7 protein-coding genes are annotated in these 13,376 nt (G+C 70.1%); 3 read left to right on the top strand and 4 right to left on the bottom strand.

Annotated elements, in window-relative coordinates:
• Window positions 1-31 precede the first annotated feature (31 nt).
• Window positions 32-457 carry an OsmC family protein gene (locus ACH4U8_RS10185; RefSeq protein WP_379988131.1) on the top strand — a complete coding sequence of 142 codons (426 nt, stop codon included), beginning with the start codon at window positions 32-34 and terminating at the stop codon, window positions 455-457.
• Between the two features lie 1,041 nt (window positions 458-1,498).
• On the opposite strand, the gene ACH4U8_RS10180 is transcribed toward ACH4U8_RS10185, so the two are convergent.
• Window positions 1,499-5,788 (bottom strand): molybdopterin-dependent oxidoreductase, encoded by a 4,290-nt coding sequence (locus ACH4U8_RS10180; RefSeq protein ID WP_395776733.1) that lies wholly within the window; start codon window positions 5,786-5,788, stop codon window positions 1,499-1,501.
• A gap of 559 nt (window positions 5,789-6,347) precedes the next feature.
• Here ACH4U8_RS10180 and ACH4U8_RS10175 point away from each other — a divergent pair.
• Both ACH4U8_RS10175 and ACH4U8_RS10170 read left to right on the top strand, forming a co-directional pair.
• Window positions 6,348-6,914, top strand: a complete 567-nt coding sequence (locus ACH4U8_RS10175; protein ID WP_395776731.1) for a dihydrofolate reductase family protein — start codon at window positions 6,348-6,350, stop codon at window positions 6,912-6,914.
• A 778-nt stretch (window positions 6,915-7,692) separates the two neighbouring features.
• Complete coding sequence (locus ACH4U8_RS10170) at window positions 7,693-8,808, top strand: SGNH/GDSL hydrolase family protein (RefSeq protein WP_395776730.1); 1,116 nt, start codon at window positions 7,693-7,695, stop codon at window positions 8,806-8,808.
• Between the two features lie 472 nt (window positions 8,809-9,280).
• Here ACH4U8_RS10170 and ACH4U8_RS10165 read toward each other — a convergent pair whose 3' ends face one another.
• From ACH4U8_RS10165 to ACH4U8_RS10155, 3 genes are all read right to left on the bottom strand, one after another.
• Window positions 9,281-10,093 (bottom strand): GntR family transcriptional regulator, encoded by an 813-nt coding sequence (locus tag ACH4U8_RS10165; RefSeq protein WP_395776728.1) that lies wholly within the window; start codon window positions 10,091-10,093, stop codon window positions 9,281-9,283.
• 451 nt (window positions 10,094-10,544) lie between these two features.
• Window positions 10,545-11,942 (bottom strand): rhodanese-like domain-containing protein, encoded by a 1,398-nt coding sequence (locus ACH4U8_RS10160; RefSeq protein ID WP_395776726.1) that lies wholly within the window; start codon window positions 11,940-11,942, stop codon window positions 10,545-10,547.
• A 115-nt stretch (window positions 11,943-12,057) separates the two neighbouring features.
• A complete protein-coding gene (locus tag ACH4U8_RS10155) occupies window positions 12,058-13,260 on the bottom strand; it encodes an FAD/NAD(P)-binding oxidoreductase (protein WP_379988145.1) in 1,203 nt (400 codons plus the stop codon).
• Window positions 13,261-13,376: the final 116 nt, after the last annotated feature.

Genomic DNA, 13,376 nt, shown 5'->3' with positions numbered 1-13,376 from the left:
CGTCGAGTTACCCGAAAGTGAAGGATTCGCCGTGGCAACCACACGCACCGCCCACACGGAGTGGGAAGGCAACCTCCTGGATGGGAAGGGCCTCGTCACCTTCGACTCCTCCGGCATCGGCGAATACCCCCTGTCGTGGCCGGCGCGCGCCGAGACCCCGAACGGGAAGACCAGCCCCGAGGAACTGATCGCCGCCGCCCACTCCGGCTGCTTCTCCATGGCCCTCTCCCACGGTCTGACCGGCGCCGGCACCCCGCCCACCAAACTCGAGACCAAGGCCGACGTCACCTTCCAGCCGGGCACCGGCATCACCGGCATCCACCTGACCGTCGTCGGCCGGGTGGCCGGACTGGACGAGGCCGCCTTCGTCAAGGCCGCCGAGGACGCCAAGGCCAACTGCCCCGTCAGCCAGGCCCTCACCGGAGTCGCGATCACCCTCACGGCCGGCCTCGCCTGAGCCGGATCCGAACCGAACGAACACCCGCTCCGACCGGCCCCGCGCAGGCGCGCGGGCGCCGCCCCACCCGATGACCCGACTCCGCACGGAGCCTGGGGACTTCGCCCCGACACGACACACACGTCTGCGGGTCACCAAGGGCGGCTCGTCGCGCCTGGCGGCGGGCCGCCGTTCCGCGTCACCCACGGCGCCGTGCGACCCGCACCGACATCGGGGCCTGTCCCGCCGCCCGGTCCCCGACGGGTCCGCCCCGGCCGTCCCGCCCGCGTCGGTGGACACCGCAGGGCGACGCAAGTCCGGGCCGCCACCTCTGCGCCCACGTTCGCCAACATCGTGAGGTGGGACCGGCACTTGCCGACCTGCTCGCGGGTGTCGCGGCGTCCGTCGGGAGCGGTGGGGATCGGATGACGACATTCCCGATGCCGCGTTGTTGCGGAACGTCGCCTCAAACCCCGGGGCCGGGCCGATCCCGACCGCGTCGCGCCCATGCCGCCCGGGTCGTAGATCCCCCCGAGCGGGGACAACACCGCCCCGGCCGTGTCGAGTTCGGGTTTCGACCGGCTGCACAGCGCCGCCCATGTGGCGATGGGCGCCACCGAACATCGGATGTACCCGATGCTGCAGGAGACCGTGGGCGCCTCGGGCGCGGGGCGAGATGGTCCAGCGGCTTGCCCCAGTGCCAGTCCTCGGCTCCGGCCGCATACTCCCCCGCCCCGCCGGCGCTGCAGCACGCCGAGCTTCTCGTCGATCCGCAGCCGAGCCTGCCTCACCGTGCGTGCGGCCCCGTCCCTGACCCGTTTCATCTCGACCTTCGAAAAGCTCTCCTTGGTAGGCACCGGCAACGATCGGCGCCGTTTCGAGGCATCCGCTCGGACATCCCCGGGCAGTTGGGAGAGCTCTCGAAGAACAAATAGCGACCTGCCCCGCGACACCACAACCCTGCGCCCGGTCTACGCCCGAGTCCCGCGCTCCGGCCGGATCCGCCGGGGTGGCACCGTGCGTCGGGCTTGACACCGACGGTGTGCTCCCGGCCGTGCGAGGTCAGTACACGTCGCGGCCGTAGCGCTTGTCGGCGGCGAGCTGCTTGACGTACGCGGCTGCCTCGTCCTCGTTCAGGCCGCCCTGGGCCATGGCGATCTCGCGCAGGGCGCGGTCGACGTCCTTGGCCATCCGGCCGGCGTCGCCGCAGACGTAGAAGTGGGCGCCGTCCTGGAGCCAGGACCACAGCTGGGCGGAGTGTTCGCGCATCTTGTCCTGGACGTAGATCTTGGCGCGCTGGTCGCGGGAGAAGGCCAGGTCGAGGCGGCTCAGGGTGCCGTGGCGGTGGAACTCCTCCAGTTCGTGGCGGTAGTAGAAGTCGGTGGCCTTGCGCTGCTCGCCGAAGAAGAGCCAGTTGCCGCCGTGGTGGCCGAGGGTCCGGCGCTGTTCCAGGAAGCCCATGAACGGGGCGATCCCGGTGCCGGGGCCGACCATGATCGCGGGGGTGCCGGGGTCGGCCGGCGGGCGGAAGTGGGTGGAGCGCTGGACGTACAGCGGCACCTCGCTGCCCGGTTCGGCGTCGGCGAGGAAGGTGGAGGCAACGCCCTTGCGCGGGCGGCCGGATGGGCCGTCGTAGCGCAGTACGGAGACGGTCAGGCCGACCTCGCGGGGGTTGGCGAGGGGGCTGGAGGAGATCGAGTACAGGCGCGGTTGCAGCCGCTTGAGCAGTTCGGTCCATTCCTGGGCACCGATCCGGACGGGGAACTCGGTGAGGACGTCGACGGCCTGCCGGCCCCAGGTCCACTTCGCGAGGCCGTCCTTGTTGTCCGGGCGGATCAGGTGCTTGAGTTCGCGGTCGCCGGTGCGCTCGGCGGTGAAACGCAGCAGGTCGGGGGTGATGCGGGTGATGTCCAGGTGGCGATGGAGCGCCTGGGCGAACGGCATGGGTACCGAGCCCGGGAGGAGGACCTCGGCGTCCGGGGACAGACCGGTGGCGGCCAGCCACTCCGCCACCAGGTCGGGGCAGTTGACCGGCCATATCCCCAGGGCGTCGCCGGCCTCGTACTCCACGCCGCTGTCGCCGAGGTCGAAGGTGAAGCGGCGGATCTCCTTGCCCGCGCCGGGCAGGCTGAGCAGCCGGTTGCCGGACAGCCGGGCGACGTACGGGGCGGCCTTGCTCGGCCGCACCGTGCTCGCAGCGCCCGCAGCGCCTTCCGTTGGCACAACAGGAGCTGCGACCGCAGGAGCCGCACTCGGCTCGGTGGGGGTCGCGAGGGCGGCGATCACCTGGTCCAGCCACCGTGCGGCGGGCTCTTCGTAGTCCGGCTCGCAATCCGCACAGGGCAGCAGACGCACGGCTCCGAGCTCGTCGAGGCGCTGGTCGAGACGGCGGCCGTGACCGCAGAAGTCGGCGTAGTCGGAGTCGCCGAAAGCCAGCACCGCGTACCGAACGTCCTCCAGGCGGGCGGCGTCGGCAGCGCTGAGGTCCCGCCAGAAATCGGACCCGTTGTCCGGCGCTTCTCCGTCGCCGAACGTGCTGGTGATCACCAGCAGGTCCGTGCCGGGCGACAGCGCGGCAGGACCGAGGTCCGCCATGCTGTGGAGGGTCATCGGACGGCCTGAGTCGGCCAGGCGCCCGCCGATGGTGCCGGCGAAGTCCTCGGCATTGCCGGTCTGGGAGGCCCACAACACCACGACCCGCCGCGTCGGCTCACTCGCGGCAGCGGGCGACGTCGGCTCCGTCGGCTGCGCCGCCGGCAGCCCCGGGGCCGCCGGCAACCCCGGCACCGGCACCGGCGTCCGGGAGAACGTACCGGCCAGGACGCCGTCGACCCACAGGAGGTTCGACGCCTCGAACGGGGCGCTGGCGGGGAGCGTCGGCACGGCCGTGCCGGGCGGTGCGGCGGCCACGCCCGCGAGGAAACCGGCCAGGTACCGGCGCTCGTGATCGGCGAGGGCCGGGGCGCTCAGGTCGGTCAGGCCGAACAGGCCCGCGATGCCGGAGACGGGCGAGGCGGCCGGACTCGCTTCCATACGCACCAGGGTCGTGACGGCACCTTGCTCGGCGGCGGGGGCGGGGGTGGCAGCGACGGGGGTAGCGGCGACGGGCGCGGGAGCCGGCGCCGGTCCTGCCGTCGCGGCGACCGGCCCGAGGACGGGCACCGGCGCCTTGGTCCTGGTGAGGGTCACCGCGCAGACCTTGAACTCGGGCTGGAAGGAGATCGGGTCGACGGCGTCGTTGGTGACCGCGTTGACGCTGAGGTACTCGCCGAACAGGTCGTTCCAGTGGAACGGCGCGAAGCAGTTGCCGGGCCGGACCCGGTCGGTGACCACCGCCGGCAGCACCGCCCGCCCGCGCCGCGAGGCCACCTCCACGCCGTCGCCGGCCACGATGCCCAGCGCGGTGGCGTCCTGCGGGTGCAGTTCGACGAAGGGTCCGGGGTTGAGCTTGTTGAGTTTGGCCACCCTCCCGGTCTTGGTCAGGGTGTGCCACTGGTGCTGCAGACGTCCGGTGTTGAGCACGAACGGGTACTCGTCGTCCGGGAGTTCGGAGGCGGGCAGGTGCGGACGGGCGAAAAAGGAGGCCCGCCCGGACGCGGTCGGGAACGCCAGGCGGGGCCGGCTGCCGTCCGGGCGCTCGACCAGGGTCTGGCTGACACCGTCGTTCAGGTAGCGGATCGGGTTGCGGTCCGGACCGTCCACCGTCGGCGCGGGCCACTGCACCGGCGTGCTGCGCAGCCGCTCGTAGGTGACGCCGCGCAGGTCCCAGCCGGTCTTCGGGTTCCACGCCCGCCGCAGCTCGTCGAAGACCTCCTCGACGGAGGCGTACGTGAACGCGTCGGCGAAGCCCATCTCGCACGCGACCCGGGCGATGAGCTGCCAGTCCGGCAGCGCCTGCCCCGGCGGGTCGACCGCCCCCTGGACGAGGGCGAGGTTCCGCTCGGAGTTGATCATCACCCCGTCGGACTCCGCCCATAGCGTGGCGGGCAGCACGATGTCGGCGTACGCGTTGGTCTCGGTCTCGGTGAACACGTCCTGGGTGATGACCAGTTCGGCCTTCTCCAGCGCCTCGATCACGGTACGCCGATTGGCCACCGAGGCCACCGGGTTGGTGCAGACGACCCAGCACGCCTTGATGTCACCGGCCGCCATGCGCTCGAACATCTCGATCGTGCCCTTGCCGACCTCCGTGCGCAGCGTGCCCTCCGGCACACCCCACAGGTCCTCGATGAAGAGGCGGTCCTCCTCGACCAGGACGCTTCGCTGCCCGGGCAGGCCCGGGCCCATGTAGCCCATCTCGCGCCCGCCCATGGCGTTGGGCTGGCCGGTGAGGGAGAAGGGGCCGCTGCCGGGGCGGCAGATCGCGCCGGTGGCGAGGTGGAGGTTGACCAGGGCGTTGGTGTTCCAGGTGCCGTGGGTGGACTGGTTGAGGCCCATGGTCCAGCAGCTCATCCACTCCCCGGCCTCGCCGATCCACCGAGCCGCCCGACGGATGTCGTCCTCCGGTATCCCGGTGACCTCGGCGACCTTCGCGGGCGGGTAATCCGCGAGGAAACCGGGCATCTCCTCCCAGCCCTCGGTGTACTCGGCGATGAACGCCGGGTCGGTCCAGCCGCCTTCGACCAGCAGGTGCAGCAGGCCATTGAGCAACGCCAGGTCGGTGCCGGGCTTGATCTGCAGAAACAGGTCGGCCCTGTCCGCGGTGGCGTTGCGCCTCGGGTCGACCACGATCAGCTTGGCGCCCGCGGACTTGACGCGGTCCATCATCCGCAGGAAGAGGATCGGGTGGCAGTCGGCCATGTTGGCGCCGATGACGAAGAACGCGTCCGCCTTCTCGAAGTCCTGGTACGAACCGGGCGGCCCGTCCGCGCCCAGGGAGAGCTTGTAGCCGGTGCCGGCGCTCGCCATGCACAGCCGGGAGTTCGACTCGATCCGGTTGGTGCGCAGGAAACCCTTGGCCAGCTTGTTGGCCAGGTACTGCGCCTCCAGCGACATCTGACCCGACACGTACAGCGCCAGAGCGTCCGGCCCGTGCTCGTCGAGAATCGCCCGCAGCCGCCCGGCAGCCTGCGTGATCGCCGCATCCACGTCCAGGGCCACCGGCTCGGCACCCCGCTCGGGACGGACCCGCGCGGTCGCCAACCGCCCCGGCGCGGCCAACAGGTCCGCGTGCGTCGCACCCTTGGTGCAAAGCCGTCCGCCGTTGGCCGGATGCTCCTTGTCACCGGAGGACTTGGCGACCATCCGCCGCCCGTCGGCACCCTTGGCGATGTCCAGCACGATCCCGCAGCCGACCCCGCAGTACGAACAGACCGTCCGCACCCGCCCCGCCACAGCCTTCTGCTCCGCCACAGGAACGCCCCCTCCAGACCAGCAGCGCGGGTCGATCCCGTCCCCGCCAACCTAGAAAGGCCCTGTTTCCCCGGCATGACCGGCAACGCCACGACCATGTAACACCCACCGCACCCGATGCCGGCCCGGGCTGTGAGGGCCGCAGCTCACCGAGGCGACCGACACGAACGACAGGACAGGCGGACGCCCGACAACCCTCTCGCGCCAGGTCGCCGGTCACCCCCGGACCACCGTCCACGCCCACCTCGTTCGCCAGGCTGCGAATACGACCCCGCAAGCTGTAAAGCCTCGCCGCTCGTGACATATCGATCTTGCGTGACTTGGGCGTTCTTGGCTGTCTCACAGCCTCGTCACCCATGATCAGTCTCAAATCCGTGGCATTTCGTCGCTAGGGCGAGGGCAAGGGCGAGGGCAAGATCAGGCGGCTTGCCCGTGTCGGCCGAGTACACCACGCTGAGCCCGACCACGAGGACTACCGGCGAACCCGGATCGCGCACCGATGAGTTTCCCGCGCCGCGCCGGTCAATACGCCGGACACCCACGGACGGAAGGCTGAGCCATGCGAAAACTGATCTACGGCATGAACCTGACCCTGGACGGCTACATCGCCGCGGCCGGCGACGACATCGGCTGGGGCGGACCTCCGGGCGACGAGCTGTTCCAGTGGTGGCTCGACCACGAGCGGGAGAGTGGCCTGTCGCTGTATGGGCGCAAGTTGTGGGAGACGATGAGTTCCTACTGGCCGACCGGCGACCAGCAGCCCGACGCCACCCCGGCGGAAATCGAGTTCGCGCGGAACTGGCGGGACACGCCGAAGGTGGTGTTCTCCTCGACGATCGACAGGGTCGACTGGAACACCCGCCTGGTCACCGGCGACGCGATCGCCGAGATCACCCGGCTCAAGGCCGAGGACGGCGGCCCGATGAACATCGGCGGCGCAACGCTCGCCGGGGCGGCCATGCGCGCCGGGCTGATCGACGAGTACGCCATCGCCGCCCATCCGGTCCTGGTGGGCGGCGGCACGCCGTTCTTCACCGCGCTGGACAACTGGGTGAACCTGAACCTGGTGGAGACGCGGACGTTTCCCGGCGGCGTGGTCCTGACCAGGTACGAGACGAGGCGCTGAGCAGCAGCACCCACGCGCCAGGTGTACTGCCCACGGAGGTCGGTGACGGATCGCATGGCGGGTTGATCTTCGCATGTTCACGAACATCCGCCGCAGGCTTCTCGCCAGGGCGACACCGACGCTCGGTCCGGTCGCCGCGGGCATGCTCGTTTCGTCACTCGAACAGATGCGGGAACGACGGCGCCCGCCGGCCGCGACGGCCGCGCTCGGGACCCCGCACCACACCATGGCGCTGTGGCTGTTGGCCCAAGCCGCAGTGCCGATGGTGCTGGGACCGGCTCTCGCGCCGGCCGGGGGCCTCGGTCGGGTGGCTGTCGCCGGCGGTGTTCGGCGAACGCCCGCGCTTGGAACCGGGGTTCGTCGCGGCGATGACCGCTCCGGGCCGCGCCGCGGTCGTGGCGGTGACCGTGTCGAGCCTGCCCGCCCTGTGGCGCCTGATGCGACCCGAGGGGCTGCGCATGGAGTGACCGCCCGGAGGCGGGTCGAGTACCGACGCCCCACCGGAAGGCATACGACGGCACGGTGTCGGGGCATGGCCCCCACACCGTGCCATCGGACATTCTCCTGCGCAAGCCGAGCAAGAGAACGGTGACCATCGGCCCCGGCGCCATCACCGTGACCGGGCGGAAGGTCACACCGACCTTGAATGCGCCGACCGGGGAATCCCTCGACGCTTCCCGACTTTTGTCCCCGGTCCGTGGGGACGATCCCGGTCGAGGTATCCCTCGCCCGGGGCCACGTCCGGACACCGGGCATCGCACACTCCCACGGAGCACCCATGCGGCAACCCGAATACCGCGTATCCCACCTGCGAGCGCGCATCCTGGCGGCGGGACTGTCCGCACTGGCCGCAGCCGCACTCGTGCCCTCGACCGCCTCGGGCATCGCCGAGCACCGGTACGAATGGGTCGCCCTGGGCGATTCGTACACCGCGGGCCTGTTCATCGGGAGCCCACTCCCCGCACTCGGTGACCCCACCCGGGACGGATGCGATCGCACCACCGGCTCCTACCCCGACCTCGTCGCCAAGGCACTCGCCGCGAACCCGCCGGACAGACCAGTCCGCCTGACCGACGTCAGCTGCGACAACGCCACCGTCGACGAGATCGCCTCGACAGGACAGACACCGGTCAGCGTCGTGGATCCCCCCGCCGGCGGATGGCCCGCCCTCGACCCACAGATCCGACGAGCCGGACTCGACGAGCGCACCGACGTCGTCACCATCGGCATCGGTGCCAACGGCCTGCCCTTCGGCGGCTGCCTCCAACGCGCGCTGTCCGGCAAGTCCTGCCGCGACCACTACACGAACCCACCCCAGGGCCAGGACAGCCTCGCCACGATGCTCACCAGACTCGACCGGGAGTACTCACGCATGCTGGACGCCGTACACAAGGCCGCCCCGCACGCCCGCGTGATCACCATCGGCTACCCGGCCCTCCTGCCGGAACACGGCACGGACTGCGACCGCGCCGACCTCACCCACATCGGCCCGATCACCCCCGCCGACGTCGACTGGCTCCGCGAGGACGTGCTCGAGCCACTCAACGAAACCATCCACCGCGTCGCCTCCCACCACCACGACCACTACATCGACCTCTACACCGCCGGCATCGGCCACGACGCCTGCCGACCCCCGGGCACGAAGTGGATCGAAGGACTCTGCGGCGACGCCGCCGACTTCTGGCCGAGCGCGTTCCCCGGCGCGTTGCCCTTCGACTGCGCCGAGATCGACAAACGCGCCACCCTGGTCCACCCCAACGCCAAAGCGCACACCCACACCGCCCTCCACCTCGAACCCGCCCTCCGACACGCACTCCGGGAGAACACGGACGACCACGGCGACACCGAACATCCCACCGGCGGAACCACCGACACCGGACACACGGGGGCCTGATCAGCTCCACCGAGTACGAGAACCGTCACGACCCCGCAGCGTTCCACGCCATCCAGGTCCGGTAGAGCGCGGATGCCTTCCGCGCACATGGAGGATGCCGCCAAGTCCGGGATGAACAAGGCGATCCAGGTCCTGAGTGAGCACCCCGGGACCGCCGTACTGCGCACCACCGGCTGATCCCGCGAGGACCGGACGCCCGCAACTCCCGAACCACACCGAGGAGAGCGCCGCTGCTCGCCGTCGAGACCTCGGCACGCAGCCGAGGCACACCGATGCCCTGCCCGTTGGTCACGCCTGGGTCGCGTCGAGACAACGATGCGATCCGCGGGCATCGGCGAACCCGGGGAAACCCCCGCGAAATGGCGCCTACGGGCGAGAGCGTTCCCTCCTCGTCGCCGCGACTTCGCCTCGGAACGAGGCAACCACACCGGCTCGGCGACGGCCCCGTCCCCGTCCTCGTCGCAGCCTGCGTTCACGCCGTGGGCAGCGCCGGGGACATCCGGCCTTCCGTTTGCTCGGCCGTCCCCAGTCGGTATCCGTCCTCGGCGGAAAAGGCCGCGGTCACCGTGAACCGATCGGCACGCACCAACGTCTGACGCCACTCGACCGGGCGCGATGCGGCCACGCCCAGTCGGTCGATCGCGTACAGGGCCGTGTTCGGCGGGCTTTCCAGCATCGTGCGCTCGGCACGGTTGGGCACCACGGCTCGGATGCGTTCCCATCCCCCGGTGATCCTGATGCGGCAATGCCGCTCCAGTTCGGCGTACAGCGCCGTGTGCGTGAAGTCGACCCCCAGCAGGGGGGCGCTGATGTCGGCGGGGAGCCATACCCGATCGACGGCGAGCGGCCGCTCGTCGGCGAGGCGGAGGCGCTCCAAGTGCACCAGCGGTGTGGACTCCTCGAGGCCGAGCCGGGCGGCGACCACCCCGTCGGCGCGCCGATCCAGAACGCGCACCACGCTGCGCTGCACCGCGCCGATCTCCTCGACCGAGGCGAAGAGACTGTACGGCGTGCCGACCTGTTGTTCCATCGAGGTGTCCGCGAGTGCGGATACCCGTCCCCGGTGCGCCGTGACGACGCCTTCGCCGCGCAACTGGCGCAGGGCCTCGCGAACCGTGTGGCGGCTGACTCCGTATTCGGTCGCGAGGGCGTGCTCGCCGGGGAAGTGGTCGCGGAATTGGTCGGCCTCCAGGCGACGGCGCAGGTCGGCTCGCAGTTGGACCCACAGCGGCACTCCGCTCGCGCGATCGACGGGATTCGCTCCCGCGGGCTGCGTTGATGTCACCGAGGGTTCCCCTGACGTGCGACGGACCCGTGCTCGTGTCCTGTGTGAGGTCACGAAAGTACGGAAGCACGCCTTCCGATGGCAACTCCGCAGGGGCACCCGTGGACGTCTCCGGAGTGCTTGCTCGGCGACCCGCATACGGGTGTCACGGCAACGGTCGAACGGTCCAAAGGATCCAAAAACTCCAAACGGTCCAAACGGTCCAAACGGGCCGAACGGGCCGAACGGGCCGAACGGGCCGAACGGTCCACGAAGAGCGGCCACATGCATGAACGCCGCGGGGCGATGATGAGTAGCGCGGCGAACATCCACTGAAGGGCGATCCCCGAAAGTCCGTACGGCGAGGGCTCCTCCGCCGCCCAATGCACCGATGGCGAGCCCGATCCGGCGCCGGACGCGAGCGAGCATCAGGACGCTCCCCTCGGGGCCGGAACGTCGATTGTGGCGCGGCCTACGGGAAGTCCCGTCGTGCTGTGGGGTGCTCGCGGCGGTAGGAGGCGAAGCCGCCTTGGAGATCGCACACCTTCGTGAAGCCCGCCGCACGCAGGATCGACGCGGCGATGGAGGACCTGCGGCCGCTCGCACAGAAGACGGCGACGGACTCGTCGGGCGACAACTCGTTTATTCGTGACAGGAGTTCGGGGAGCGGGATCAGGTGGGCCCCGGGGATTGTGCCGTCGGTGCGCGCCTCGCCGGGATTGCGGACGTCGACGACGCGCGTGTCCGCGTCGAGCGCGACGAATGCGTCGACGCGATGCCGTACGGCGATCCGGCGGTGTCCGGGCTCGATTCCGGGTGCCCCGGCGGCGAGCGCTCCCGACACGCGGTCGAAGCCGATCCGGGCCAGTCGGTTGCGGGCCTCGCGTTCGGTGCCGGGGTCGCAGACGAGCAGGACGCGGCTGTCGGCGCTCAGGATCTCGCCGGCGAGTTCGGCGAATCGACCGCTCAGGGGGATGTTGATCGAGGCCGCGAGGTGTCCGGCGGCGAACGCGTCGGGATCGCGGGTGTCGAGCACGACACCGCCGGTCGATCGGGCGCGCAGAAACTCGGCGAAGGGCAGGGCGGGTACGTGGGCGGTCTCGTCCAGGGTCGACCGCGTCTGTCGATTGCGCGCGGCCGTGAAGGGGAAGTAGCGGGGCACGCGGGTCCGCGCGGAGCACACCAGATTCACGAATTCGTCCTCGGCCATGTCGGCCAGTGCGTGGTTCGTGTGCCGTTGCTCTCCGATGGTGCTGTGATGCGCGGCGGACAGGTTGCTGCCGCAGGAGGACCCGCTCCCGTGCGCGGGGTAGACGCCGGTGGCGTCCGGGAGGGCCAGCAGGCGTCGGGTGGAACGGTACAGGGCCCGTGCCGATCTCTCCGCCGACCAGCCCGCGCCGGCGGCCAGATCGGGACGTCCCACGTCGCCGACGAACACTGTGTCCCCTGTCAGCACGCCGAAGGGCACCCGGTCGTCCGCGTGGGCTCGCACGACCACGCAGATCGACTCGGGGGTGTGCCCGGGAGTGTGCAGGATCTCGAGTTCGACATCACCGAGCGGGAGTTTCCCGCCGTCGGGCAGCGGATCGACGGCGAAGTCGACCACGACTGCGGAGCCGTAGGAGATCCGCGCCTGGGTCCGGGCGGCGAGTTCGAGGTGTCCGGACAGGAAGTCGGCGTGCACGTGGGTTTCGACGACCCGCTCGATGTTCAGGTTCAGTCGTGCGGCGTCGGCGATGTACTCGCCCACGTCGCGTCGGGGATCGACCACGACCGCGCGTCCCGATCCGCTGTCGCCGACGAGATACGAGGCGTGGGAAAGGCAATCCAGGTAGTACTGCTTGAAAACGAGCGTATCGACGCGTTCCATTGAGGAGCTCCGGCCGGGTCGGATGGGTGGCTTCTTCGGGTGCGGTGCGATGCGGTGCGGCGGGCGCGGGCAGGCGCGGCTCGGCGGCGGCCTCGAAGTGGCGGTCGTGATGTGGCTAGGCACGCCCGCGAAGCATCAGGTTCCAGTACAGGAACGGCAGTCCGTAGCGCTTGAGGTACCACATGTCGGTGCGTTCCCTGGTCGTGTCGATCAACGGGATCGAAGGGGCGGGCTTCATCGAGTAGTCGAACTCGGCGAGGAGCATCTTGCCTCGCGCCGTCGTCAGCGGGCAGGACGCGTATCCGTCGTAGCGGGCCGGTGGCGCGAGACCGTTCAGGCGCGCGATGAGGTTTCGCACGACGACCGGGGCCTGTTTGCGCACGGCGGCGCCGGTCTTGGAATTCGGTGACGAGCCGACGTCGCCCAGTGCGAAGACGTCGGGGTAGCACGGGTGTTGCATGGTCCACTGGTCGACGAGGACGTAGCCCGCGGGATTCTCGGGGTCGGCCAGGGGACCCTGCTTGATCCAGTCGGGCGCGCTCTGGGGAGGTACCAGGTGCGCCATGGTGTAGGGCAGCGTGGTGGATGCCCGGGTGCCGTTGTGGGTGACCACGACTTCCTTGGACTCGGAACGGACCTCGCTCACCTCGCTGTCGAAGTGCACGGTGATGCCGTATCGCCGAACGACCCGATCCAGGACACGCGAGAACTCCGGGACCGCGAACATGGTGGGTGTCGGGAGCACCAGGTGCACGTCGATGTCGCCCAGGACGCCTTCGCGGCGCCAATGGTCGGCGGCCAGGTAGGCGATTTTCTGGGGCGCGCCGCCGCACTTGATGGGTCCCGACGGCATGCCGAACACGGCGGTTCCCGACCGGGTGTCCCGGATGAAGCGCCATGTCGCCGGTGCCGTTTCGGGCAGATAGTTGCTGGAGACGCCCTCGACGCCGAGCGTGGCCTCCAGTCCGGGGATTCTCGACCAGTCGAGTTGGATCCCGGGACACACCACGAGGCACCGGTAGCCGATGATTTCCCCGTCGTCCAGGGTCACTTCCCGCGCGTCCGGATCGATGTGGACCGCGCTCCGACGGATCGACCGCACTCCTCGAGGCACCACGGACGCCTGCGGGCGGGCACTCTCCCCGATCGTCGCAAGTCCGCCGCCCACCAGGGTCCATAAGGGTTGGTAGTAGTGCCGGGTGGCCGGATCGATGATCGCGACATCGCGCTCGCCGGAGCGGCGCAGCCGTGCCGCCACGGTGATGCCGGCGCTCCCTCCCCCGATGATCACTGTCCGATGACGTTGCGCCGACACCATCACGACCTCCAGGACAGGGATCAAATGTACAGACATTTAATATGGACAAGACCTACGGTCTTGCGCAAGAAAATGTGCGTACATTTCTATCCGGTCAGGTCGGAGCATCCGAGTCG

It is taken from the genome of Embleya sp. NPDC020886, from assembly GCF_044333915.1.
Classification (GTDB): Bacteria; Actinomycetota; Actinomycetes; order Streptomycetales; family Streptomycetaceae; genus Embleya.
This window is presented reverse-complemented; position numbering and strand designations above follow the sequence as displayed.